This window comes from Herpetosiphon gulosus, from assembly GCF_039545135.1.
Classification (GTDB): Bacteria; Chloroflexota; Chloroflexia; order Chloroflexales; family Herpetosiphonaceae; genus Herpetosiphon; species Herpetosiphon gulosus.
In genome coordinates, this window is the sequence record NZ_BAABRU010000010.1 from 223,718 (window position 1) to 246,396 (window position 22,679).

Sequence of the window (22,679 nt, forward strand, 5' to 3'; positions counted from 1 at the left end):
TGGCCTAAACCTGTTCGCTACCAGTGGCGAGGTAGTAGAACAAGGCCATGCGCATGGCTACGCCATTGGTAATTTGGGTTTCAATCACTGAATGCGGGCCAGTTGCCACATCGGGCATAATCTCCACGCCTTCGTTCATCGGGCCTGGGTGCATCACAATCACGTTGGAGTTGGCGCTGGCGACGCGGGTGGCATTCAGGCCAAAGCGGCGGCTATATTCGCGCAATGATGGTAGCAAGCCGCCTTCCATTCGTTCGTGTTGCAAACGCAAAGCCATCAGCACATCAGCACCTGCAGCCGCTTGATCAAGGCTATGCGAAATTTCAACCTTGGGCCAGGTGCTTTGCCAATATTTGGCAGGGCCGATCAAGGTTGGTGGGCCACAAACCACCACTTTGGCCCCCATCGTTGTGAGTGCCCACAAATTCGAACGAGCCACGCGGCTATGCAAAATATCACCAACAATCACCACTTTTTTGTCGGCCAGCTCGCCCAGCCGTTCGTGCATCGTAAACAGATCAAGCAAGGCCTGTGATGGATGGGCATGACGACCATCGCCACCATTAATCACTGAGCCACGGAAATGCTGAGCCACAAGATAGGGTGAGCCACTTTGGCCATGGCGCATCACAATATAATCGGCTCCCAAGGCTTGCACCGTGCGCACCGTATCAACTAACGATTCGCCTTTTTTGACGCTGGTATCTTTGGCTCCAAGGCTGAGCACATTGGCCGAGAGCGCTTTGGCCGCCAGTTCAAATGATGAACGAGTGCGGGTGCTATCTTCCCAAAACATATTGACCACAATTTTGCCGCGCAAGGTTGGCACTTGCTTAACCGGACGCTCCAGCACATCCTTCATCTGGGTGGCGATGGTCAAGAGCGTGCGTAACTCATCGGCACTCCAATCATCAAGATCAAGCACATGCCGACGGCGCGGAGTAGTGGTTGGCGAACTCATAAAAATTCTCCATCTATAGCAAGTAGCAACTAATAAACAAAAGCGCTTAGGTTATGGCCTAAGCGCCTTGACGGTTTAGCGACGGGCTGGCAAGGCTGCTCGCCAACGTAACGCCGCTTCAATAAACAGATCAAGCTCGCCAGCAAGGGCAGCTTTGGGATTGGTATGCACAATTTCGGTACGCGGATCTTTGATTGTTGAGCGCTTGCCCAAGTGATAGCTGCGCACCACCGAACCCCAAGCATCGTCACTGGGTTGAATAAAATCATCAAGTTGTTTCATTGCCAAGCGCCCTAACAGGATGCTCAGCAACATTTCGCGCACTGCTCGTTCGCTGCCAGCACAAGCAAAGGCGGCTGTGCCACTGTAACGATGCAGCGCCCGCCCAGTTACCCGCAACTTACGCAAGAAATAGCCATCGGCGCGGGTATTCATCACGGACATTTCGATCTCGCTGCTGGCTGGGGTAGGCGTATCTTCGGTTGGCACAGGCAACACGCTAATTTGCACTTGGGTCACGGTTTTGAGCCGTGGCTCGCCGCCAGTTTCTGAGATGCGATGCGTGCCTGCTTCGCTGCGCAATAAGCCAAACGCGCCAGAACCGCTAATCTGCAAAGTTACGCGAATCAGATTATCTTCGGCGGGCGTTTCGTCGATCACTTTGGCCTCAAAGCGCTTGCCCAGCGACCATTCCAAGTAGGCGTTGGCCAAGTTGCGAACCCAGCGCAAGCCCGCTTGGTCGCTCTCCAAAATGATATAGGCATCGTGCCAATCTTCGGGGTTGCTGAACAACATTTCGAGTTCGGCAAAGCGTAAATCACGCTCAAGCCGTTTGGCCATACGCATCAGTTCGGGGAACAAACGCCGTTCGTTGCGATCACGAATCCGTTGCAACAGTTGGGCCGCATCATCATATAAACGTCGTAGATCGTCGCAGCGGCCAACGCGTCGTGCCACATTACTCAATTCTGTTAGCAAAAATTGCGCTTGTTCATGATCATCCCAAAAGCTGGGGCTAGACATTTCGTCCATCAACTCGGTTTGGCGTTCACGGGCCTCAACCACATTCAATTGTTTGATCAGATGATTGAGCCGATTATGCAGTTGCTCGATAAATTGCGCTGCTTCTTCGATCGTTTGGGGCAATTGCAGCGCTTGCTCCTCAGGCGATGGTAGCAGCGGCTCGTCATCATCATTCGCTACCCACGAAGCCTTGATTTGCTCGCGGGCCACGTATAAGCGCAACAAGCCATTGGTTTGCTCTGGCCGCGTTAGCAAGGCCGAAGCCAAAGGATAGGTGACCATCTTTTCGATTTGGCGCTTGAGATAGCGTGCGCCATAACGGATGCTATAGCCATGTTTGAGCAAAATATCCAACACAGCATCGTCAAGTTCAACTTGCACGTTGCGCCGCACCAAGCCCTCACGCTCGAATAATTTGCGCATTTCGCGGGCGGCAATTTTGCGCATATCGCTTTGCGAAAGCGGCTTGAAGAAAATCACTCCATCAAGCCGATTGATAAATTCAGGCGAGAAAAATTCTTCAGTTTCGCGCAATACTCGCCGTTCAACTGCTTCAATGCCTTCGCGGGCAGCAAAACCCCAAGTCTCGCCTTGAACAATCGTTGCGCCAAAATTGCTGGTCATAATGATGATCGTGTTACGGAGGTTAATTTCTTCGCCCATTGCATTGACCAAAATACCTTCATCGAACAATTGCAAAAAACGATTGAAAATTGAGCGATGGGCTTTTTCAAATTCATCAAGCAAAAGCACTGCAAAGGGCAAATTGATCAGCGCCATGGTCAGTTTGCCCCGACGTTCAGCATCGCTATCGCCCCATGTTCGGCCAAATAATTGGGCAAAATCGTATTCGCCGCTGTAATCGGCCATATTGAAGCGCACAAAGCGTTCTTCGCTACCAAACAAGGTTGAGGCTAGAGTTTTAGCTAGCTCGGTTTTGCCTACACCAGTTGGGCCAAGGAAAAAGTATACGCCCATTGGCCGCGCCGGATCGTGCAAGCGGGCTTTGAGCAAGGCCAACTTTTGGACCATGGCAATCACTGAGGGGTCTTGGCCTAACACGCGTTCGCTGAATGAACGACGCAAAGCAATTTCATCGAAGCGCTCATTTTCATCGAGCAATAATTTGGTCAGGCCGGTGCGATTGCCAAAACACTCAACCACATGGCGCGGCAATACTTCTGATTCATGCTGACGTTCAGCTAGGAGTAACGAATCTTCCAGCAATTCAATCGCCTTGCCAGGAAACGCTTGGTTCAGAATAAAGCGGCCTGCAATATCAATCGCAGTCGCTTGGCTGGCGGCCTCAATCGTGGCGCGTTGGCGATGGCGTTCAGCCACATGCTGCACAATTTCGGCAACCTGCTCGGGTTTGGGAATCGCCAATTGAATCGAGGTAAACAAATCGGCGAACGATTCGCGATCGGCAGCGATCGCCTGCCATCGATCTGGGCGGGCTTCAGCGATAATTTTCAACTTGCCGCTGTGCAAATTTGACTCAAGCGCGGCGGCCAAATCATCATCATCATCATCGCCACGCTTGACCCCTGCCCCAACCGCCGCATGAATATCGCGAATAAATAACAATACCGCGCCATGTTCAGCCAATTTGCCGAATAAGGTTGAGAGATTGGCTCGCCAGCCCTCGCCAAATTGCAAACCAGCTAACAACGAGGCTGGAGTCATCTCATACATCGGCAAATCGCGCAGTTTTTCGGGCATATCTTGGGGGGTTTTAACCAAACGCCGCACCAACTCATGCACCAAGGCGGTTTTGCCCGAACGCGCTTTGCCCAAAATAATTGGATTCACATGATCCATCGAGGTGAGTAATTGCTGGACTGCCAGCAAATCTTCATCGCGCAAAAAGGCTGGGCGCAACTCATCGCGTTCAGCACGAGCGCGAAGGTCAATCGTACAGCGGCTCAACAAATTGGCTAGTTCTTCATCTTCAACCATAATTCTCTGCTCACCTAACAATGGTGCAAGTTCATCAAGGGTCGCCAACAACGCAGCAGTTTCTTCGCGGCCATCAAGTTGCAATGGTGCCACCGCTGCTCGTTTGCGCCGTGACCCAACCTGCTCCAAAAAGCGTGATGTCCGTCGCCGTCGTCGTGCTTGCCCGCTTCGCCCCATCAGTCCTCCTGCACAATTACAACACTATCTTGGGCTGAATCAATTTCACTGAGTTGCACATCAACCCGCTCATTTTTGGCGGTTGGAATATTTTTGCCCACAAAATCGGCGCGAATTGGCAACTCGCGATGGCCGCGATCGACCAGTACGGCCAGTTGGATGGCACTTGGGCGACCCCAATCGCTCAACTCATTCAAGGCGGCGCGGATGGTGCGTCCGGTGTAGAGCACATCATCGACCAACACCACCACGCGTTTGCCTAATTCGGGCAAAATCGTGCGGCCTAAGATGGGGGCTGGCCCACGCGAATGTAAATCGTCGCGGTAAAGGCCAATATCAAGCTCGCCGACTGGCACCTGCACATGCTCGGTTTCGGCGATCATCGCGGCCAAGCGGCGAGCCAAGGGCACACCTCGTCGATGAATCCCCACCAGCGAAACCAAACTAGCTCCAGCGTTGCGCTCAACGATCTCATGGGCGATGCGTTTGAGGGCGCGGCGAATTTCCTCGTCATTCATCAACTGTTTGGGTGTCATGGGATCTTGCTCCTGCCAGCAATAGCGTATTGTCTATTGTAGCCCCGATTGGCTGGCGGCGCTACCACACAGCGACCTAGGGCTAATGAATGATTTAGCCGCCCAAGCGAACCCGCACCAAGCCTTTAATATCTTGCCAGGCGGTTTTAACAATTTTGACCGTCGTGCCCAAATCTTCGATCCATTCAACTGGCACTTCAAAAATGCGATAGCCCCGCCGTTCAGCTTTGAGCAACAATTCAGTATCAAAAAACCATTCGTTATCGCGCACCATTGGGATGAGTTCTTGGGCTGCTTGACGCGTAATCGCTTTGAAGCCACATTGAGCATCACGAAAACGATGCCAAAACAGCACTCGAATTAACAAATTGTAGGCGCGGGAAATCATTTCGCGCTTCCATTGACGCGTAACAATCGCTCCGTGCATCAAGCGTGAGCCAGTGCCAAGGCTATAATCGCTGTGAATTAGGGCAGCAAGCAATGGTGGTAAGGCCCGCAGGTTGGTCGAAAGATCAACATCCATATAACACAGGATATCGGCTGAACTTTTGAGCCAAGCAGTGCGCAACGCCCGGCCTCGCCCACGTTGCTCCAAGCGCTCAAAATCGACCTCGCCAGGAAAACGGCTGCGCAGATCTTGGCAAATTTGGGGCGTGCGGTCGGTTGAGCCATTATCGGCAACGATGATACGCCAACGATAGGGGCACGAGGCCTGCAAAAAATCGCGAAGGGCTAAGACGCTTTGCTCTAGCTGCTGCTCTTCATTCAATACCGGAATTACGATATCAACAGAGTAGTCGGTGTGTGCCATACAACCTCGGAGAAACAACAAACCCTAAGCCGACGATCCGACCTAGGGCATGAGCGAAAATGGGCAAAAAATTGCTATTGAGCTACACGCCTTCGCAGCCTCGCCGGACCGCATTTAAAGGACTGCTCGATTATAGTTGGCAGCTTGGGTAGTGTCAATCCTCGATAAGTATGAAGGATGAAGGATGAGGGATGAAGAAGAACATAGAGCATAGGGAGTGTAGTGACAGGCGGTAGGCTATCGGAGCAAAAGCCAAAAGCCAATAGCCACACTCTGCGCCTCTGCGTTAAGTTCCCGGGCCTTATGTTCTTTGCTCTATGTTCTATGTTCTTTTTATGGTTAATCCATCACAACACCACGACATTCACCAAGACCAATTTTTAGGCCATCGGCAGCACCGCACCAGCCGCGGATAATCACTTCATCGCCAGCTTGCAAAAAGCGGCGTTGCTCACCATTGCTGAGCTGAATTGGCTCTTGGCCGCGCCAGGTTAGCTCCATCAAACAGCCGCGTGAGTTTTTGCTTGGGCCTGAAATCGTGCCGCTGCCCAATAAATCGCCAGGCTGTAGATTGCAACCATTGCTGGTGTGATGGGTCAGCATTTGGGCAAATGTCCAGTACATATCACTAAAATTGCCAAGGCTGATGACTTCGGCGGCTTGGCCTGCTGCACGCATGCTGGCAGTTTGTAAGCTGACTTCCAATACCAAATCAAGGCCGCCAGCGCTGCGATTGGCTGGGCTATCCAAGTAGGCGAGTGGCGCAGGATCGTCGGCGGGACGTTCGAAGGCGGGGCAGCGATAGGGGGCAAGGGCTTCGAGGGTGACGACCCATGGCGAGATGCTGCTGATGAAATTCTTGGCCAAAAACGGCCCGAGCGGCTGATATTCCCAGGCTTGAATATCGCGTGCCGACCAATCGTTGAGCAAACAAACCCCAAATACATGATCTTCGGCCTGCTCAATGCTGACTGACTGACCTAAATCGTTGCCCTGACCAACCCAAAAACCCAGCTCTAGCTCGTAATCGAGCAAGCGACATGGCCCAAATGTTGGTACTTCAGCCTCGGGAGCTTTGGTCTGACCATTGGGTCGTTTGATTGTTGCACCGCTAACCCGAATCGATGAGGCTCGCCCATGGTAGCCGATTGGCACATATTTATAATTGGGCAAGAGTGGATTGTCAGGGCGGAACATTGAGCCAATGTTGGTCGCATGAAAAATCGAGGCATAGAAATCGGTGTAATCGCCAATTGTGGCAGGCAATGCCATTTCGGCCTCGGCTTGAGCCAACAGTAGTGGGGTTAATTCGGCTTGCAAGTTTGTGCCTTCGCGCAGCATTCGGCTGAGTTGCAAACGAATAGTGCTCCAAACCGCAGGCGTTAGGCTCATTAATTGATTCAGGTTTTCAGCCCGACAGGCTGCCAAACTGGCTTGATCAAGCTCGTTCAAATAATCAGCAGCTTTGTTTAAATCAAGAATTTCAGTGCCGATTGCTACGCCGATGCGCCAATGCTCTTGGCTAGCTTGGCGGCGAAACACGCCAAACGGCAAATTTTGAATCGGAAAATCGGCTCCAGCGAGGTTGGCGCTGGCTACCCAACTGCGCAAGTCTGGATCATGGGTTTCGTTTAACATTTAATTGGTTGCTCCATAGGCCAAGGCTGGCTGCTCGATAAAGCTGGCAAATTCGTTGATCGGCTCCTCGAACGAGCACGAACCAAAGGCAATTAAGCCGCTGTGGCGCACGGCCAACAAATCATCAGGCTCAAAATGCCAGTTACGCCAGCTCATTTTTTGCTCGGTTAGCTTAATTGCCGCAGGATCATGCTCCAGCAAGGCTGCGAGCACCTCTTGATGGGCGGCATTTTCTTGCAACAACGCGCTAGCTAAAATCAGATTGAGGTAGCCATACATCCAGCCCTCAGCACTATCCGTTGCATAGGTCAGGCGATATTGGCCACGCAAAGGGTGGTGTAAACCAGCAGTCGCTTTATAGGCGACCCCATTGCTGATACAGGCATGCAGAAAGCGCACAATCTGTTCTGGTTCAGGAAAAGCTTCGGCGATAATCCCACCAGTGCGAAGTTTGGCGCGTAACCCAGTGCTTCGCAGGGCTGCGATTAAATGGCTTGGATCGTGATCATGGGGAATTTCAACGAATATTGTAATTTGTTCAGGCATGGCCGCATGAATCGCCGCGATTTGTTCGAGGCTCTCGGCCTTAACTTCAGCTGTATCAATCACGAACCAACCCTGATAACGCTGATTAAGCGCTGGGATTTCGGCAAGTTGAGCAAGATCGTTAGCTAAGAGGCTGATTATCCAAGGCTGGCTTGGCTGCTTGCCAAGGCTGGTTTGCCATTCGGCAATCCGGCTGTAGGGCAAAATAAAACGGGCTAAATAGCCGTGTTGGTTGCTAGTACGATAGTTGGCATACTGGCTGGTCGCTTGATCCATGGCTAGGGCGGCTGGTGGAAAAAGCCCTGCATAATCGATCAATCCAGCGAGCAGTGGTTCCCAAATCGGTGACATATCCAAAATCCTCCACGTCATTGTGGGACATACGATATCCGATGATACTTCAAGTGTACGTGAAGTGAGCACTTGGGGCAAATAGTTGAGATTCATTCCATCGCAAAACCGAGCGTCAGTCTAAATCCAGAGACTGATGTCAAATCATTTAAGTTATGGTCAAATAAAGCTAGCAACGGAATTCAAGCAGCGCTTAATCTCAAGGCCCAAAGGAGCCAACCACGCAATGGATGAACGTCGATTAATTCGGGTTAGTAAATATCTGAGCAAACATCTACGCCATCAACCAGAGCGCTTGGGATTAACGCTTGAACCAGGTGGTTGGGTTGGGGTTGAGCAACTTTTAGCGGCCTGTGCGGCCAATAATTTTGCAATTAGCCAAGCCGAGTTACTGGAAGTTGTTAAACAGAACAACAAACAGCGTTTCGGCTTCGATCCAACTGGCCAAAAAATTCGCGCCCACCAAGGCCACAGCGTGGCGGTCGATTTAGGCCTCGTGGCCCAGCAACCGCCAACCATCCTGTATCACGGTACAGCCAAACACAACTTAGCAACAATTTTGAGTGATGGACTACGGCCTATGCAACGCCAACATGTCCATCTCTCGCGTGATCGGGTGACGGCGCTACAAGTAGGGGCACGTCACGGCCAAGCAGTGATTTTAATCGTCCAAGCTGACGAACTATATCGGGCTGGACAAGCTTTCTTTTGCAGCGACAACGGCGTTTGGCTGACCACCGCCATCGCTCCTGCCTATCTGACGCTTGAAAGCTAAGGCGCTTGGGTTGTTCTGAGGCGGCAGATCGGGCTATGCTATAATACGCCCATCGCGCTTTGGCCACCCATGATCCAGCAACATCCACGGATTTTCCGCGATGTTTTGGCTCTGCGTGGGTAGATGAGGAACTTGCTCATGCCATTTGTAGACATTCTGTTGCTGCTTTTCGTTGTGATTGGGCTATTCTATGGCTTTTTTCAAGGCATGTTAAAAGTTGGTGTTGCCATTTTCGTTTTTTACCTAACGATTGTGCTTTCATCACTATATTATCGGCCATTAGCCTTGATGATCAGCAAAAATTCGACAACACCATTCCAAGTTTTGGAAATGTTATCGTTTTTGATTTTGTTGTTCGTACTATTTTTTATTTTGCTGTGGGTGGCCAGCTATACCTTTCGCTATCTCAAAGTTGGCGGTCAACTCCAATATATCGATAAGGTAATTGGAACCTTCCTTGGGTTAATTCTCGGGGCAATGATCGCCAGTATTTTTGCAATGATGTTACGGTATTTATTTACAACAAATGCAGCAGCAGTGCTCGATTATCCAGCGATGAAGTTTCTACAAGCTAGCACACGGGCATCAGTATTAAAAGATGTATTTTTAAATATTATCTTGCCGCTGATTTACGGGCCAATTAGTCCAATTATGCCCGATAGTGCTGATACATTATTCCGTAGTATTCAACGGTAATCGTGCAGTGCTTTTGCACTTGCAATAGAAGAAGTTTCGTGATGATATCAGAAGTTGTACTCCAAACCCTTGAGTTCGATAAAGTTCGTGATCAGCTTGCACGTCATGCTGCGTTTAGCGCAAGCCGTGAGTTGGTTGCGCAACTCCATCCATCAACCGATGGGCAGTGGATTCTGCAGGCGCAAATTCGTACCAGTGCCGCTCGTGCTTTAATTGAATCGTTTGCCGATGTCTCAATTGGCGGTGCTCGTGATGTTCGCCCTGCGGTGGAACATGCTCGTCGTGGTGGGATTCTTGAGGCGAGTCGGGTACAAGAAATTGCCTCTACCCTCAGTGCAATGCGGCGGTTGCGCGGCCAAGTCTTGCGCAATCATCCCGATTTTGTGCCATTACACCCTTTGGCTGATCAACTGCCAAATTTGGCCACGCTGGAACATGAAATTGAACGCACAATCGGCCCTGATGGCGAGGTTTTAGATAGTGCTTCGGCTGAATTGGGCCGCTTGCGTAGCGCCATTCGGGTGGCGTTTAATCGGTTGCAAGAGCGTTTGCAAGCAATTATCAATTCGTCGCAATATGCTGATGTGCTGCAAGAGCCAATTATCACGGTGCGCGATGGCCGCTATGTCGTGCCAGTCAAAGCGCCGCAACGCCGTGCCTTACGCGGGATTGTCCACGATCAATCATCGTCGGGCGCGACCCTGTATATCGAGCCATTGGCCACGGTTGAGTTAAATAATCAGTGGCGTGAGCTGCAATTGGCTGAACGCGAAGAAATTCAGCGCATTTTGGCGGCACTTTCGGGCAAAATTGCCAATGAAGGTATGGCGATTATTGTTGGGGTTGAGGCTACCGCTGAATTAGATTTAGCCTTTGCCAAAGCCAAATATAGCATTAGCCTGCGGGCTAACCAACCTGCGATCAATACTCCAGCTCCCGTCGATGATCTGCACCCCGAATCAACCCTGTCGTTGCTCAAAGCCCGCCATCCCTTGCTCAACCAAGATCTGGTTGTGCCAACCGATGTCTGGCTGGGCGGCCCAACTCAGATGATTATTATCACTGGCCCGAATACTGGTGGTAAAACGGTGGCGCTCAAAACCGTCGGTTTGATGGCATTAATGGCCCAAGCGGGTTTGCATATTCCGGCCCATCAAGGCTCACGTCTCCCCATTTTTGGTAAAATTTTTGCTGATATCGGCGATGAACAAAGCATCGAACAAAGCCTCTCGACCTTCTCCTCCCACATGACTAACATCATCCAAATCTTGGATCGGGTAACCCCCGATTCGTTGGTGTTGTTTGATGAATTGGGTGCTGGCACTGATCCGGTCGAGGGTGCTGCTTTGGCCCGCGCGATTATCGAACGCTTGTTGAATGTGGGATGTTTGGCGATGGCAACCAGCCACTATGCTGAACTCAAGGCCTTTGCCTATAGCACTGATGGGGTTGAAAATGCCTCAGTTGAGTTTGATGTTGAAACCTTATCACCAACCTATCGACTTTCAATCGGCTTGCCAGGCCGCTCGAATGCTTTAGCAATTGCTGAACGCTTGGGGCTTAAACGCGATTTGATCGAACGCGCTCGGGCGACGATTAGCCGCGATAATGTCCAAGTTGAAGATTTGCTGGCCGCGATTCATCGCGAACGCACAACCGCCGAGAGTGAAGCCGCCCGCGCGATGGAATTGCGCGAAGATGCCGAGCTGGTGCGTGATCGCTTGAGCCGTGAATTGTATGAGTTTGAGCAGGATCGCGAACAGCAATTAGCCAGCTATCAACGCCAACTTGATGATGAATTGCGCGACGTGCGGGCTGAATTGCGCCGCTTACGCGATGAATTTCGCTCAGTTTCGGTTAGCCGCCAATGGATGGAACAAGCCGAACAACGCCTTAGCCGAGTTGCCGAACGGGTTCCCCAAACTCCAACTCCCCCCAAAGCCAAAGTTCCAGTTGTTCCCAAAGTTGCGCTTGCTCCATTGCCTCGCACAATTCAAGTTGGCGATCAGGTGTTTGTGAGCAGCGTTAAGCTTTCGGGCGTGGTGCTCGATTTGGATGAAGAGGCCAACGAGGCCGAAGTTCAATTGGGTGGCTTCCGTTTGCGGGTCGATTTACGCGAGTTGCGGCTCGAAAAAGCTGGGACTACCCCAACGCAGGCGACCCAAAAATATGTGCCTGTTCAGCGCATGATCAATACGCCACCGCCGCCAAATGTTTCGATGCAGCTTGATATGCGTGGTTGGCGAGCCTCAGATGTGGAAAGTCAGCTCGATCATTATCTCAACGATGCTTACCTAGCCAATCTTTCAGAAGTGCGTTTGGTTCATGGCAAGGGTACGGGGGCGTTGCGCCAAGTTGTACGAACGTTGCTCAAACGCCATCCCTTGGTCGAATCGTACAATAGTGGTAGCCAAGGTGATGGCGGCGATGGCGTAACAATCGCCAAAATGGTTGCCCGTTGAGTCAGCACAGGGTTGAGTTCGCTCAGCCCTGTTGTTATTTTAGAAATCGATTATGTATTTTGTGCCGCACGATCAAGATAGGTATCAAAGCATCAATCAACCGTTGCTCTGGCTGAGCGGGCTGAATGCAAGCTGGAGCGTTTGGGCAACGCAGCATCAGTTAGCCCAAATCGATTTGCTATGGGTTGGCGTATTGTTAGCTGGCTATACGGGCTTGCTGGCTTGGCTGCGCACTCTGAGTTTTCAGCGGCGACGTTTGGTGATCGATGGGCTGCTGATTGTACTGACTATTGCTTTGGGCTTAGTTGGCACAGTCGTATTTGTGCAGATTACATCAATTTCGATGGCAGTTTGGCCGTGGCTGCGCCAAATGGGCTTGGTGGTTGGGCTATTACTTTGGCAACAATGGCGCATGATTTCAACCTAATCTGCTTGAAATGTGCCCAAAATCAAGGCTTTTTTGGTATGATCTCTGCAAGATAGCTGAATGTACAGTTCAGCCAAAGCTAGGAGCCAACAAGCCATGATTCATTCGGCAGCGTGGTTAAGGCAACGCCATCGGCGGGTAATGCGTGGGTTACGTGCATACTTCGGCTTGCAATTAGGGCTTTCGGTTGGCGGTGCGTTATTGCTGTATTGGCTTGGCGAGCGGCCTGTTTCGCCATTAATTATTAGTAGCGGCATCGTGGTTGGCCTCTTGTTATTGCCACAGGCTCGGCGCTGGCTGGGCTGGTTGTATATTCCCAGTTTGTTATTAACTGATTTGGTGCATGTCACTGCGCTGCTGTGGCTAACTCCCGCCAATGCCCTAGAACGGGGCAGCTTATGGGCCTTGGCCTATATTCCATTATTGGTAGCGGCTGGGCGTTGGTGGAGCTATAGCGGTGGGGCTTTGGCCTTGGTGGCAATGTTGATTGCTGATGCGGCGGTGCTGTTTGGACGCTTGGCTTGGCGCGAGGCCTTGCCAGTGTTTATTTTTCAGGCCGTTACGGCAGCCTTGGGCACTTGGGCCGCCGCCCATAACGAATCGCGCACGCGTCGCGATTTACTGCATAGTGAAGCCTATCATCTGAGCGAATCGCGGGTCAATGAGCTAACCAAAAGCTATCAACAAACGATTCAGCAATTGCAAAGCCTACGCGAAAACCCTGAAGCCGCGACCATCGAACAACTGCGCCAACAACTTCACCGCACCTTGCGCGATGTTGGTGGCCTGCCTTTGGCCCAACGTACCTTGCCGGAAGCTTTGGCCGCCGAGTTGCGCACCCTGAAAACCGAGGGCAATTTAACCATCAACTACACCTGCGATGGTCATTTGCCAGTGCTTTCGCCCAGAGCAACAGCCTATGTTTGGCGAGCCGCCCAAGAATTGCTGAGCAACGTGCGTGATCATGCCCAAGCCCAGCATTTGGATGTTGAGTTATATGGCGATGAAGCGACAGTCGTGTTGCAAATTCGTGATGATGGCGTTGGTTTTGACCCGAATTTGCTGCGTAACGATCAGCATTATTCCAGTTTAGCAGCGCTCGCAACCCAAGCCGAAATCCATCATGGGACGTTTGAAGTGCAATCACAACCCCAAGCGGGTACAACCATCACCTTGCGCGTTGAGGGCTAAGATGAAGCCCAAGCCTCAACTGAAACCTGGGCTAATTAAGCTAGGCTTTATCACCGTTGATCGGTAAGCGATATTGAAAATTGCTACGCCGACCAACTGCCTGCCCAATAATTTCGATCACTTGTTGGCGATGATCGTCGCGATTGACTACATCTAAATCATCAGTTTCGATTGTGAGCACTGGACATAACTCGAAACGGCGGAGCCATTCATCATAACGATTATTTAGATGGCTCAAATAATCGGCGCTAATATTCATTTCGCTTGGCCGAGCGCGTTTTTTGATTCGCTCCAACAGCGTGGGAACCGAGCCGCGCAAATAGACCATCAAGGTTGGCGGGGTGGTCGATTGAATCAGTGCTTGATAGAGTTTGCGATAGGTACGAAAATCGCGATGGCTCATAATCCCCTGCTCCAACAAACCCTTAGCAAACACCTCATAATCTTCATAAATCGAGCGATCTTGAATTAATGAGATTGGTGTATCGGCGATTTCGCGTTGTTGCTCGAAGCGTTGAGCCAAAAACCACATTTGTGAATGAAAGCCCCAGCGATGCTTATCGGCATAAAAATCATCGAGATAGGGATGATCGGCCACAAATTCGTAGTAGGGTTGCCAGCCAAAAGCGGCGGCTAAAGTTTCGACGAGGGTGCTTTTGCCCACCCCAATATTGCCCGCCACACTCAAATATAAGTGTTGGCCGAAAAATGTATGTCCCATGGTGCTTCAATCCTTGTTACCAGGCGAATCGTTGTTCTGCAACCAATCCATTATAAAGTCAAAAATCAAAAGGCAGAGGGCAAAAAGAACATAGAACATAGAACATAGAGCATAGGAGTGAGGGATCGGGGATCAGTTATTAGCAAAGAAATATAAATGATCATTCGTGTAATTCGTGCAATTCGTGGCTAAAAATAAGCTTCGCGCTCTTTGGGTTCTTCATGGTTTCAGTTTCGTACTCCTTGCTGGCCCCTGACTTCTGAATCCTGACCCCTCGAATGACATTTGACAAGGCTGATGGGCACTGCTATAATTTTCAGCGCACATCAGCCGATGTAGCTCAGTTGGCAGAGCAACTGTTTCGTAAATAGTAGGTCACGAGTTCAAGTCTCGTCATCGGCTCCACTTAATCACTCACTTCGGCGAGTGATTTTTTATTCGGCTTTGGCAGGCCGGAAGCCCTCACCAAGTACCTCAACTGCCTCTGTCATTACCACAAAGGCCCGTGGATCGATGTTGTAAATCATCTTTTTGAGAATTGCAATTTCGGCTTGGCTGATGACACACATCAACACAGCTCGTTCGCGGCCACTATAACCGCCACGACCTTCGAGCATGGTTACCCCGCGATCAAGATCGTGCAACACAGCATCGCGAATTGCCTCAGGTTTGTCGGAAACAATCAAGGCTGAACGGCCATCGCTGAAGCCTTCTAACACAATATCGATCACGCGGGTTTCGATAAAGGCTAGCAACAAAGCATACAGCACCGGAGTTGCGCCGTAAATCCAGCCAGCTGCGCCAAACACCACTACGCTCGAAATCAACATCGATTGGCCTGGACGAATGCCACGCCATTGCTGCAACAAGCGAGCCACAATATCGACCCCGCCAGTTGTACCGCCAACCCGCAAGACCAAACCTGTGCCGATGCCGCTGAGCAAGGCTCCATAGGCGATGTACAACAATGGTTCGCGTTGCACAAACTGGCCTACGCGATTGGCTGTGAGATCGATAAAAACCGAGAGCATCACTGTGGCGAAAATCGTGCGCAAGCCAAAAACAAAGCCGCCCAAACGCTTCAAGCCAATAATAAACAAGGGAATATTGAGCACCAACGACGTTACGCCAATTGGCAAGCCAAGCAGCGTTTTGAGCATGGCGGCAATCCCCGTCACCCCGCCAAAAATCACATTATTGGGGTCGAGAAATATATTCAAGGCGAGCGCGATACAGAGCGTACCAATCGTCATCACCAAATAATCACGCAGAATGCCGGGAATTTGTTCGCGGCGGATAGCTAAACGGTGCATAAAAACCTCAAGATGCTGATAACCAACCAAAAAGACCACCTCAACAAGGTGGTGCATCCATGGTTCGCTATCAAGGTAGCTGTTGATAGCGCTATCCTACCGCGAAATTATTAATTTTCCAACCCCATGAACCTATGCCATTAGTCCTAAGCCTCGAAAGGATGAATGAGGGATGCAGGAAAATCGGAAATCAAAAGCATGAAATTTAACCGCGAAGAACGCGAAGGCCAGGCCACAAAGGATGAGGGGTCAGGGGCGAGGAATCAGCTTGGACTGACCCCTGACTCCTCGCCCCTGACCCCTGACTCCTCGCTTATAACGGCAAACACAACGTCAGCAACGTACCAGCGTTTGGCTGGCTTTGAATCGAGAGCGAACCTTGGATCAGCTGAGTTCTTTCGCGCATACTGGTCAGGCCAAAGCCGCCGCTGGCTGTTTGTTGCACAGCAGCAAGTTCAAAACCTTGGCCATCATCGCTGACCGTGATTTGAAGCTGGCCGGCAGCGACGATTGATCGGATGGCCACATGCTTGGCTTGGGCATGCTTTTCAACATTGCTCAAGGCCTCGTTGACCACTCGTAACACCTGAATCGCCATATCGCTGGGTAGCGTAAGCTCTTGACCATCGTGGCTATATTGGCTTTGAATATTGGTACGTTGATGAAATGTATCAACCAATTCGGCCAAAACATCGCTGAGTACCCGCCCATCGATCGCTGGAGCAGATAAGTTCCAGACGCTGCGCCGTAGATCGTGCAAGGCCGCCAAGGCCAAATCATAGGCTTTTTGCAAGCGTAGTTGGGCTTTTTCGGGCTGATGGAGGTTGCGTATGCCAGCCTCGATTTGTAAGCGCAAGCCAGTTAGTTGCTGGGCCAAGGTATCGTGAAAATCGCGGGCTAGGCGGTTGCGCTCGGCCAAGGTTGCCGAGAAACGCGCTTGTTCGTAAAGTTGGGCGTTGTAAATTGCCATTGCTGCGGCATCGGCAAATGGTTGCAACGCTTGGCGCAAGGCTGCATTGGCTGGCTGGACGCTCCAATAATTTAAACGGCCAATTGTTTCACCTTTGACGTGAAGCATAATCTCAAGGCTTTGTAAATTTGAATCGGGGCTACCAACGCTGGCAACGATCCGCCATTCTTGATCTTCGAGCAGAGCCACCGTAACCGCTTGGGCATTGGCTAAACTGCGGCCTGCCTCAGCCACTTGGGCTAAAACGCGGGCTAATTGAACTTCGCTCGATAATGCAGCGGTGATGGCACTGAGTTGTTGTAAATAATCACGTTCTTGGGCTAGTTCTTGGGCTAGCTGCTCGACTTTTTGGCGGGTGAGCACCGATTCGTTGGTGACATAACCAAACAATGTAACAAACAGGAGTAATACAATCTGGCTCGATAAGGCTGATAAACCAGCACTGGTTAGCGGCAAGCCCGAGGCAATAAAGCTGGCACTCATCAATATTGCAATTAAGCCAGCAATGATCAGGGTTTTGGGCAAGGGATAGGTTCCGGCGATAAAGACCATTGGCACCATAAAGGCAATTGGTTGGGTCGTGAAATCGCGACTAATCAGTTGCATCAAGGCCGCAAGCCCAAAAACTACACTAATTAACAGTTGAGGATTGCGGCGAAAACGGGTACAAAGTGGTGTTTCAAACCAAAAAAAACTTTTCAAGCCAACATAACCAATGGCTGCGCCTAAATAAATAACTAAATCCACGCCACGCAGACTGCCATTACTAAATCCAATAATTGGCGGCACAACACAGGCCACCAAGGCGGCAATAATGCCCGACCACAACAAACTTTGGTTGTGAACCCGATCTTGAGCGGTTTGTTGATCAATTGTGATTGGCTCTGGGTGCATCATAAACCAGCTACTCACCTAAATCTGCCATACTATAGCATTATTGGCTTCTAGCGCCCAGCTAAAAGCCAATGATCATGTTGATTAATTGCGCGGTTTAGTTGCTTGCTGCATTACCCAATTGTTTAGATTTGGGGGCAAATCCATAGCGTTGATCAAGCTTACGACCCACATAGGGCAGAATAAAGAAGGGTAAAGAAACTTCCGCCGCAAAAATCCAAAAATTAATCTCAACTCCAATGCGGGCAATAATTTGATTGAGGGTTGCAACACATACAAAGGCATACGATTGGGTCATCCATTGATAGTGCAAGCGTAGCCAGCGTCGCCCCAAGCGTTTGCGAAAGAAAATTACGCTATAGGCAATGGTCGCCGAAGCCATTCCCAATCCGTTCAGAACATCAGGTGCGCTAACTCCGGCCCGACTGATGACGATGCCTGTGCTGAATAACGTTACCCATCCTAACAAATAGCCTTTGCCAATCCAACGATGGGTTGTTGTGCCGTTGGGCCAGCGATAGGCCGCCAAGCCAGCGCTCAGCGCTAAGACCGCCCCAATGATATGCAAAATCAGAAACATTGCCACACCTCACCAGTAAAGAAGCCTAATTCCAATGACTGGAGTTTAGCAATGTGCGCGGGCTAGTCCATCAGTACTAAGTGCTACAACCAAACTAGATCAAAAGAACTAGTTGAGGTTAGCCATAATGTTGCCTACTATTGGGTGTCGGGCAATGCTATCGTATCTCCAACGCTCCACCTTTAATCCACGAGGAACCTAGTGATGGATACGGCTTTACCCCTGATTGCCATTCGTGATATCTACAACCAGAGTTTACCATTTGGCTCGTTATGGCGCGATCAAGCGGCGCTTTTGGTGTTTTTGCGCCATCCAGGTTGTGCGGTCTGTCGGCGCAACTTACTCGATTTATATGAGTACACCACAGCTTTTCGCATGTTGGATATTAATTTGGCGGTGATTACGATGGCCGAGCCAGCCGCTGCCCAAGCTTTTGCGCGGCTCTATCGCTTGCCAATTCCAATCTACAGTGATCCAGAGCGCCAAATTTATCGGGCAACAGGGTTTAGTGAGGGTAGTTTGTATAGTGTGGTCAGCCCACAGGTGATGTTGCATCAGGCTTGGCAGTTTTTGCAGGGGCATTGGGTTGGGGGTGGGCAAGGTCAATCACTGACCCAACATGGCGGTCACGCCTTGATTAAATGTCGCGCAACCGCCCCAAGTTATATTCATGTCGCCGATCCAATCTATCGCTATCCAGCGTGGCAAAGTGTCTTGGAATATACCCAACAGCGTTTTTATACCAATGAAGAGATTAATCCCAACTTTGCTCGTCAATTGGCTTAACCTCTACCAACCTTCGTCATCGCCGCCTTGGCTATCGGTCGGGTTGCCATCGGCTCCAACTGCATAATTATCATACAGATCTTCGCGATTGCGATCCTCGCTACGCTCCAATTGATCGAGTTGGCGCTCAGCTTCATCAGGGTTCATACTTGACGGTGGTGCTTGGGGACGTTCCGGTGGTTGGCCGCCGCCACTCGGATCTTGGTTTGGATCAGGTTGTTGACCATCTTGGGGTGGTTGATTGGGATCTTGTTGGCCATCCTGTGGCTGCTGATTGGGATCTTGTTGATTGCTAGCTTGTTGCTGTTGTTGCTGCTGCTCTTGGATTTTTTGGGCTAGCTCAAGGTTATATTTGGCATCAAGATCATCGGGATTGATCCGCAAGGCTTTTTTATAGGCTTCAATCGCCTCATCAAGCTCCTCTAGCCGAAAGTGGGCATTGCCTTGGTTGTAATAAATAATTGCTTGGGTCGCAGGGTCGGCAGTTTGCAAGGCATTATTTGGGGCTTCAATTGCCCCTAAATAATCGCCCATTTGGTAGCGCGTATTGCCTAAATTAACCTGTGGTTCAGGCCGATCAGGAGCCATCAACACTGCTTCTTTATATTGATTGAGGGCTTGACCATACACGCCCTGCTCGTAGAGTGCGTTGCCCTCAGCATTAATATCGGCGGCAGACGGTGCGCCACAACCAGTCAGGGCTAATAACAGCAAGCCCGTGCTAACAATCGTTGTAGGTTTCATGCTGCTACCACCTTTCGTTGCTCCAAGCGCCCCACAAAGACATCGGCGACTAATAAAATAAAGGCTAGGCCTGCGAAAATATAGAAGCGCTCGCTGTAAACTCGCCGAGTTTGATCAGTCAGATCAACCGGGGCGCTTTGTTCAAGCGCGGTTTGCAATTGGTTAAGATCTAACGTGCTGCCATCGAAGTAGGTTCCACCAGTGGCCGAGGCAATTTGCTCAAGCAAAGGCCGATTGAGTTTGCTAATCACCCGTTGGCCTTGATCTTCGACATAACTAATATTACCAAGCTCATCGTAGATTGGAATTTGGCCGCCAGCTTCGGTTGCCATGCCAATCGTATGAATTGTCAGCCCCATTTTGGCTGCTTCACGCGCGGCGGCAACTGCTTCGCCATCGCTTTGTTCATCGGAATCGCCGCCATCAGTGATCAAAATCATGGTGCGGCCTTCGATTTGGCCAATTGGAAATGAGCGTAAGCCCTCAGTGATGACTTCCTCAACATCGGTGCCACCGAGCGAAAGCCCACGTGGGTTGATTGGCTCAACCAAGGAGCGGGCCGCTGCGAGGTCGCTGGTCAAGGGAAATTGCACATAACTCGACGAACCAAACATCAGCATGCCCACTTGATTACCTTCTAAGCGATCAAGCAGCGCTAAAACCATGCGTTTGCTGGCATCGATCCGCGATGGCCGTACATCTTGTGCTGCCATACTGCGTGAACCATCAAGCAAGATTAACACTTGTAAACCGCTACGCTTGAGCGTTTCATCGCCGCTACCCCAAACTGGTCGCGCCAGTGCCACAATGATTAATCCTACGGCACTGAGTTGCAAGACGATCCGAATGCGGCGTTGGCGAGCAGGCTGCATCGAAAGCAACGAAGCAATTAAGCCTGGATCGCCGAGCGCAGCGCGATCACGTTCTTCGGCGCGACGAGCGAGCCAGAATACCCCCGCCAAGGGCAGTAAAACCAATAAGAGCCATAAATTTGCTGGTACAAGTGCCATTAGCCAATACTCCGTAGAATGGTATTGCGTAGCAAAATTTCAATCATCAAGAGCAAGAGTGCTCCAGCGGCCCATGGTTGCCAAGCCTCGGTGTAGCGGACTAATTTTTCGCTAGCGACTTGCGAGCGTTCCATTTTATCGATCGTATCGTAGACATCGCGTAGGCCTTGTTCATCGCCAGCACGGAAGAAAATTCCGCCCGTCTGTTCAGCAATATCGCGTAAGGCTACTTCATCCTCGGCAGTTGGCGCGGGAATTAGGTAGGTTTCGTCGCGCCAAGGATCATGCACGGGATATTCGCCGCCGCCTGGTTTGCCGACCAAAATTGTATACACCCGCACATCTAAAGCACGAGCAATTTCGGCAGCTTGGGCTGGCTCGATATCGCCACGATTGTTGGAGCCATCGGTGAGCAAAATCACGACTTTGCTTTTGGTGGTGCTGTTGCGCAAGCCATTGACCGAGTGGGCTAAGGCGATGCCAATCGCCGTCCCATCAGGGCGGCGTACCGTTTGCACTTGACCCAATAAATTTTGCAAAAAGTCGTAATCAAGCGTCAACGGCACTTGGGTAAAGGCATGGCCTGAAAAAACCACGAGGCCAATCCGATCATCTTTGCGGCCTTTAACAAACTCTGAAATGACTTCTTTGGCTACGGTGATGCGGTCTTTTGGCTCGAAGTCACCAGCCTTCATACTCAGCGAAATATCCAAGGCTAGCTGAATATCGATGCCTTCGCGTACCACTCGCTCGGAGCTTTGGGCATATTGTGGCCGAGTGAGGACTACCACCAACAAGCCAATTGCCGCAGCTCGCAACGAAATTAACACAGGTCGCATACGAATCCGCCACGACGGCTTGACCCCACGCAACATGCCCAAATCGGAGAAGCGCATGGTCACGACTTCACCGCGACTGCGGCGATACAGCGACCACCAGACAATCGGCACAATCGGCAACAACCAAAATAACAACGGATAAGCAAATGTCATAAGCAACTCTGATATAAGGATGAAGGATGAGGGATGAAGGATGAATTAATCAGCTTCATAACCTTTACCATCGATCAATCGTCAAGTAATTTAAATCGTATCTCAACCAATATATTTGCATCCCTCATAATTTATCCTTCATTCCTTCGTTTTCCTCCCTCATAATTCATCCTTCATAATTTAGATTAGCGTGTCGCCAAAATTGCTTGGCGGGCGTTATCAATCATGGCGTGGGCTTCGATTGGATTGGGTAGTTGGCGGGCAAATTTCACGCCATCAGATTCAGCCAGCAAGCGCAGCAACATATCACGGCGTTGTTGCATGCCAGGGTGTGAAAGCGCCAAACGCACTTCGTTGGTAGTTCGCTCAAGTGCTGGCACCGAAAAACGATCAGTGATGAAGGTTCGTAGCACATCAGCAATCAAGGCATAATGTTCGACAATTCGGCCTTGATCGATTAAGCGTAAACTGCCAATCCGTTCAAGCTCAGCCATGGCTACCGCAAACGGGTCACGAACTGGCTGCGGTGCTTGGGCCGGAACTGGCACTGGCCGATGCTTGCGGAAGTAGGTGATCGCCCACGCCGCAAAGCCAGCCACCAAAATCGCCAACAACGAAAGGCCAATAATCAATAAATAATTTGCTTGTTCATTCATAATCAATTGTGGTTTCAATGGTTTAATATCTTCAGGATTTTCATCGAGCACCGAAGCCACTTCGACACTAACGGGCTGGGTATTGGCGCGGCCAGTGGTTCCATCGGGATTGGTTATTTTGACCAGTTGGGTTGGAAAAGCATGAATGCCCACATCCCAGTTGGTTAATTGGCAGCGCCAGCCTTGGCGTAAGCCATCGGCAACGCTGGTTTCAGTCAGCGGAGCACACTCGCGTACTTCCCATTCGCCAAACATTTTGGTTGGCATCGCTGGGAGTTCGCTTTTGAAACCGTTGGGCGTGGTCACTTGCAATTCGTACTCGACCAAATCACCAACAGTAATTTTGGTGCGATTGAGTTGAGCACGCACGGCTACGGCTGGCTCGGCGGCTGCGACCGGCGCAATTAAGAGCAAACAACTGAATCCGAATAACCACCACAATTTTGCCATAGCTGTTCCT

At 50.6% G+C, this 22,679-nt stretch carries 20 protein-coding genes and 1 tRNA gene; 7 read left to right on the forward strand and 14 right to left on the reverse strand.

Annotation, left to right across the window (positions count from 1 at the left end; genetic code table 11):
• Positions 1 to 4: 4 nt before the first annotated feature.
• From ABEB26_RS15290 to ABEB26_RS15315, 6 genes are all read right to left on the reverse strand, one after another.
• Complete coding sequence (locus tag ABEB26_RS15290) at positions 5 to 961, reverse strand: aspartate carbamoyltransferase catalytic subunit (protein ID WP_345722906.1); 957 nt, start codon at positions 959 to 961, stop codon at positions 5 to 7.
• Between the two features lie 75 nt (positions 962 to 1,036).
• Positions 1,037 to 4,120, reverse strand: a complete 3,084-nt coding sequence (locus ABEB26_RS15295) for an AAA family ATPase (RefSeq protein WP_345722907.1) — start codon at positions 4,118 to 4,120, stop codon at positions 1,037 to 1,039.
• Complete coding sequence (pyrR, locus tag ABEB26_RS15300) at positions 4,120 to 4,656, reverse strand: bifunctional pyr operon transcriptional regulator/uracil phosphoribosyltransferase PyrR (RefSeq protein ID WP_054535825.1); 537 nt, start codon at positions 4,654 to 4,656, stop codon at positions 4,120 to 4,122. The genes ABEB26_RS15295 and pyrR overlap by 1 nt, the downstream gene beginning before the upstream one ends.
• Positions 4,657 to 4,750: 94 nt before the next feature.
• Positions 4,751 to 5,467, reverse strand: a complete 717-nt coding sequence (locus tag ABEB26_RS15305) for a dolichyl-phosphate beta-glucosyltransferase (protein WP_345722908.1) — start codon at positions 5,465 to 5,467, stop codon at positions 4,751 to 4,753.
• A 339-nt stretch (positions 5,468 to 5,806) separates the two neighbouring features.
• Positions 5,807 to 7,105 (reverse strand): fumarylacetoacetase, encoded by a 1,299-nt coding sequence (fahA, locus tag ABEB26_RS15310; protein WP_345722909.1) that lies wholly within the window; start codon positions 7,103 to 7,105, stop codon positions 5,807 to 5,809.
• The gene (locus ABEB26_RS15315; protein ID WP_345722910.1) at positions 7,106 to 8,002 is read right to left on the reverse strand and encodes a hypothetical protein; all 897 of its coding nucleotides are present in this window, start codon (positions 8,000 to 8,002) and stop codon (positions 7,106 to 7,108) included.
• A 226-nt stretch (positions 8,003 to 8,228) separates the two neighbouring features.
• Between ABEB26_RS15315 and ABEB26_RS15320 the strand changes: the two genes are divergently transcribed.
• The 5 genes from ABEB26_RS15320 to ABEB26_RS15340 all read left to right on the forward strand — a co-directional run bounded on the left by ABEB26_RS15320 (position 8,229) and on the right by ABEB26_RS15340 (position 13,553).
• Entirely contained in the window at positions 8,229 to 8,777 is a 549-nt protein-coding gene (locus ABEB26_RS15320) for an RNA 2'-phosphotransferase (protein WP_345722911.1), read from the forward strand.
• A 138-nt stretch (positions 8,778 to 8,915) separates the two neighbouring features.
• Entirely contained in the window at positions 8,916 to 9,473 is a 558-nt protein-coding gene (locus ABEB26_RS15325) for a CvpA family protein (protein WP_345722912.1), read from the forward strand.
• 41 nt (positions 9,474 to 9,514) lie between these two features.
• Positions 9,515 to 11,935 (forward strand): endonuclease MutS2, encoded by a 2,421-nt coding sequence (locus ABEB26_RS15330; protein ID WP_345722913.1) that lies wholly within the window; start codon positions 9,515 to 9,517, stop codon positions 11,933 to 11,935.
• A gap of 52 nt (positions 11,936 to 11,987) precedes the next feature.
• The gene (locus tag ABEB26_RS15335) at positions 11,988 to 12,362 is read left to right on the forward strand and encodes a hypothetical protein (protein ID WP_345722914.1); all 375 of its coding nucleotides are present in this window, start codon (positions 11,988 to 11,990) and stop codon (positions 12,360 to 12,362) included.
• Positions 12,363 to 12,458: 96 nt separating this feature from the next.
• Positions 12,459 to 13,553, forward strand: a complete 1,095-nt coding sequence (locus tag ABEB26_RS15340; RefSeq protein WP_345722915.1) for a sensor histidine kinase — start codon at positions 12,459 to 12,461, stop codon at positions 13,551 to 13,553.
• A gap of 40 nt (positions 13,554 to 13,593) precedes the next feature.
• Here ABEB26_RS15340 and ABEB26_RS15345 read toward each other — a convergent pair whose 3' ends face one another.
• Positions 13,594 to 14,274 carry a deoxynucleoside kinase gene (locus ABEB26_RS15345; protein ID WP_345722916.1) on the reverse strand — a complete coding sequence of 227 codons (681 nt, stop codon included), beginning with the start codon at positions 14,272 to 14,274 and terminating at the stop codon, positions 13,594 to 13,596.
• A gap of 329 nt (positions 14,275 to 14,603) precedes the next feature.
• On the opposite strand from ABEB26_RS15345, the gene ABEB26_RS15350 reads away from it, so the two are divergent.
• Positions 14,604 to 14,679: transfer RNA gene (locus ABEB26_RS15350), tRNA-Thr, on the forward strand.
• A 29-nt stretch (positions 14,680 to 14,708) separates the two neighbouring features.
• Here the strand turns inward: ABEB26_RS15350 and ABEB26_RS15355 are convergent.
• From ABEB26_RS15355 to ABEB26_RS15365, 3 genes are all read right to left on the reverse strand, one after another.
• On the reverse strand, positions 14,709 to 15,644 hold the full coding sequence (locus ABEB26_RS15355; protein ID WP_345722917.1) for a YitT family protein: 936 nt from the start codon (positions 15,642 to 15,644) through the stop codon (positions 14,709 to 14,711).
• A gap of 256 nt (positions 15,645 to 15,900) precedes the next feature.
• The gene (locus tag ABEB26_RS15360) at positions 15,901 to 17,469 is read right to left on the reverse strand and encodes a sensor histidine kinase (protein ID WP_345722918.1); all 1,569 of its coding nucleotides are present in this window, start codon (positions 17,467 to 17,469) and stop codon (positions 15,901 to 15,903) included.
• 79 nt (positions 17,470 to 17,548) lie between these two features.
• Entirely contained in the window at positions 17,549 to 18,031 is a 483-nt protein-coding gene (locus ABEB26_RS15365) for a DUF2306 domain-containing protein (protein WP_345722919.1), read from the reverse strand.
• A 204-nt stretch (positions 18,032 to 18,235) separates the two neighbouring features.
• On the opposite strand from ABEB26_RS15365, the gene ABEB26_RS15370 reads away from it, so the two are divergent.
• Positions 18,236 to 18,817, forward strand: coding sequence for a redoxin domain-containing protein (locus ABEB26_RS15370; protein WP_345722920.1), 582 nt, complete (start codon positions 18,236 to 18,238; stop codon positions 18,815 to 18,817).
• A 3-nt stretch (positions 18,818 to 18,820) separates the two neighbouring features.
• Here the strand turns inward: ABEB26_RS15370 and ABEB26_RS15375 are convergent, their stop codons facing one another.
• The 4 genes from ABEB26_RS15375 to ABEB26_RS15390 form a co-directional block, all read right to left on the reverse strand.
• Positions 18,821 to 19,561, reverse strand: a complete 741-nt coding sequence (locus ABEB26_RS15375; protein ID WP_345722921.1) for a tetratricopeptide repeat protein — start codon at positions 19,559 to 19,561, stop codon at positions 18,821 to 18,823.
• The gene (locus ABEB26_RS15380) at positions 19,558 to 20,571 is read right to left on the reverse strand and encodes a vWA domain-containing protein (protein ID WP_345722922.1); all 1,014 of its coding nucleotides are present in this window, start codon (positions 20,569 to 20,571) and stop codon (positions 19,558 to 19,560) included. Before ABEB26_RS15380 ends, ABEB26_RS15375 begins: the two co-directional genes overlap by 4 nt.
• Positions 20,571 to 21,563 (reverse strand): vWA domain-containing protein, encoded by a 993-nt coding sequence (locus ABEB26_RS15385; protein ID WP_345722924.1) that lies wholly within the window; start codon positions 21,561 to 21,563, stop codon positions 20,571 to 20,573. The genes ABEB26_RS15380 and ABEB26_RS15385 overlap by 1 nt, the downstream gene beginning before the upstream one ends.
• Positions 21,564 to 21,748: 185 nt before the next feature.
• Positions 21,749 to 22,669, reverse strand: a complete 921-nt coding sequence (locus tag ABEB26_RS15390; protein ID WP_345722925.1) for a hypothetical protein — start codon at positions 22,667 to 22,669, stop codon at positions 21,749 to 21,751.
• Positions 22,670 to 22,679 lie beyond the last annotated feature (10 nt).

Coding starts and splice junctions, on each gene's coding strand:
- ABEB26_RS15320 (WP_345722911.1), top strand. CDS start 8,229: ATGGATGAACGTCGATTAATTCGGGTTAGTAAATATCTGAGCAAACAT.
- ABEB26_RS15380 (WP_345722922.1), bottom strand. CDS start 20,571: ATGGCACTTGTACCAGCAAATTTATGGCTCTTATTGGTTTTACTGCCC.
- ABEB26_RS15385 (WP_345722924.1), bottom strand. CDS start 21,563: ATGACATTTGCTTATCCGTTGTTATTTTGGTTGTTGCCGATTGTGCCG.
- ABEB26_RS15325 (WP_345722912.1), top strand. CDS start 8,916: ATGCCATTTGTAGACATTCTGTTGCTGCTTTTCGTTGTGATTGGGCTA.
- ABEB26_RS15290 (WP_345722906.1), bottom strand. CDS start 961: ATGAGTTCGCCAACCACTACTCCGCGCCGTCGGCATGTGCTTGATCTT.
- ABEB26_RS15355 (WP_345722917.1), bottom strand. CDS start 15,644: ATGCACCACCTTGTTGAGGTGGTCTTTTTGGTTGGTTATCAGCATCTT.
- ABEB26_RS15305 (WP_345722908.1), bottom strand. CDS start 5,467: ATGGCACACACCGACTACTCTGTTGATATCGTAATTCCGGTATTGAAT.
- ABEB26_RS15335 (WP_345722914.1), top strand. CDS start 11,988: ATGTATTTTGTGCCGCACGATCAAGATAGGTATCAAAGCATCAATCAA.
- ABEB26_RS15315 (WP_345722910.1), bottom strand. CDS start 8,002: ATGTCACCGATTTGGGAACCACTGCTCGCTGGATTGATCGATTATGCA.
- ABEB26_RS15365 (WP_345722919.1), bottom strand. CDS start 18,031: ATGTTTCTGATTTTGCATATCATTGGGGCGGTCTTAGCGCTGAGCGCT.
- ABEB26_RS15330 (WP_345722913.1), top strand. CDS start 9,515: ATGATATCAGAAGTTGTACTCCAAACCCTTGAGTTCGATAAAGTTCGT.
- pyrR (WP_054535825.1), bottom strand. CDS start 4,656: ATGACACCCAAACAGTTGATGAATGACGAGGAAATTCGCCGCGCCCTC.
- ABEB26_RS15340 (WP_345722915.1), top strand. CDS start 12,459: ATGATTCATTCGGCAGCGTGGTTAAGGCAACGCCATCGGCGGGTAATG.
- ABEB26_RS15390 (WP_345722925.1), bottom strand. CDS start 22,669: ATGGCAAAATTGTGGTGGTTATTCGGATTCAGTTGTTTGCTCTTAATT.
- ABEB26_RS15375 (WP_345722921.1), bottom strand. CDS start 19,561: ATGAAACCTACAACGATTGTTAGCACGGGCTTGCTGTTATTAGCCCTG.
- fahA (WP_345722909.1), bottom strand. CDS start 7,105: ATGTTAAACGAAACCCATGATCCAGACTTGCGCAGTTGGGTAGCCAGC.
- ABEB26_RS15345 (WP_345722916.1), bottom strand. CDS start 14,274: ATGGGACATACATTTTTCGGCCAACACTTATATTTGAGTGTGGCGGGC.
- ABEB26_RS15295 (WP_345722907.1), bottom strand. CDS start 4,120: ATGGGGCGAAGCGGGCAAGCACGACGACGGCGACGGACATCACGCTTT.
- ABEB26_RS15370 (WP_345722920.1), top strand. CDS start 18,236: ATGGATACGGCTTTACCCCTGATTGCCATTCGTGATATCTACAACCAG.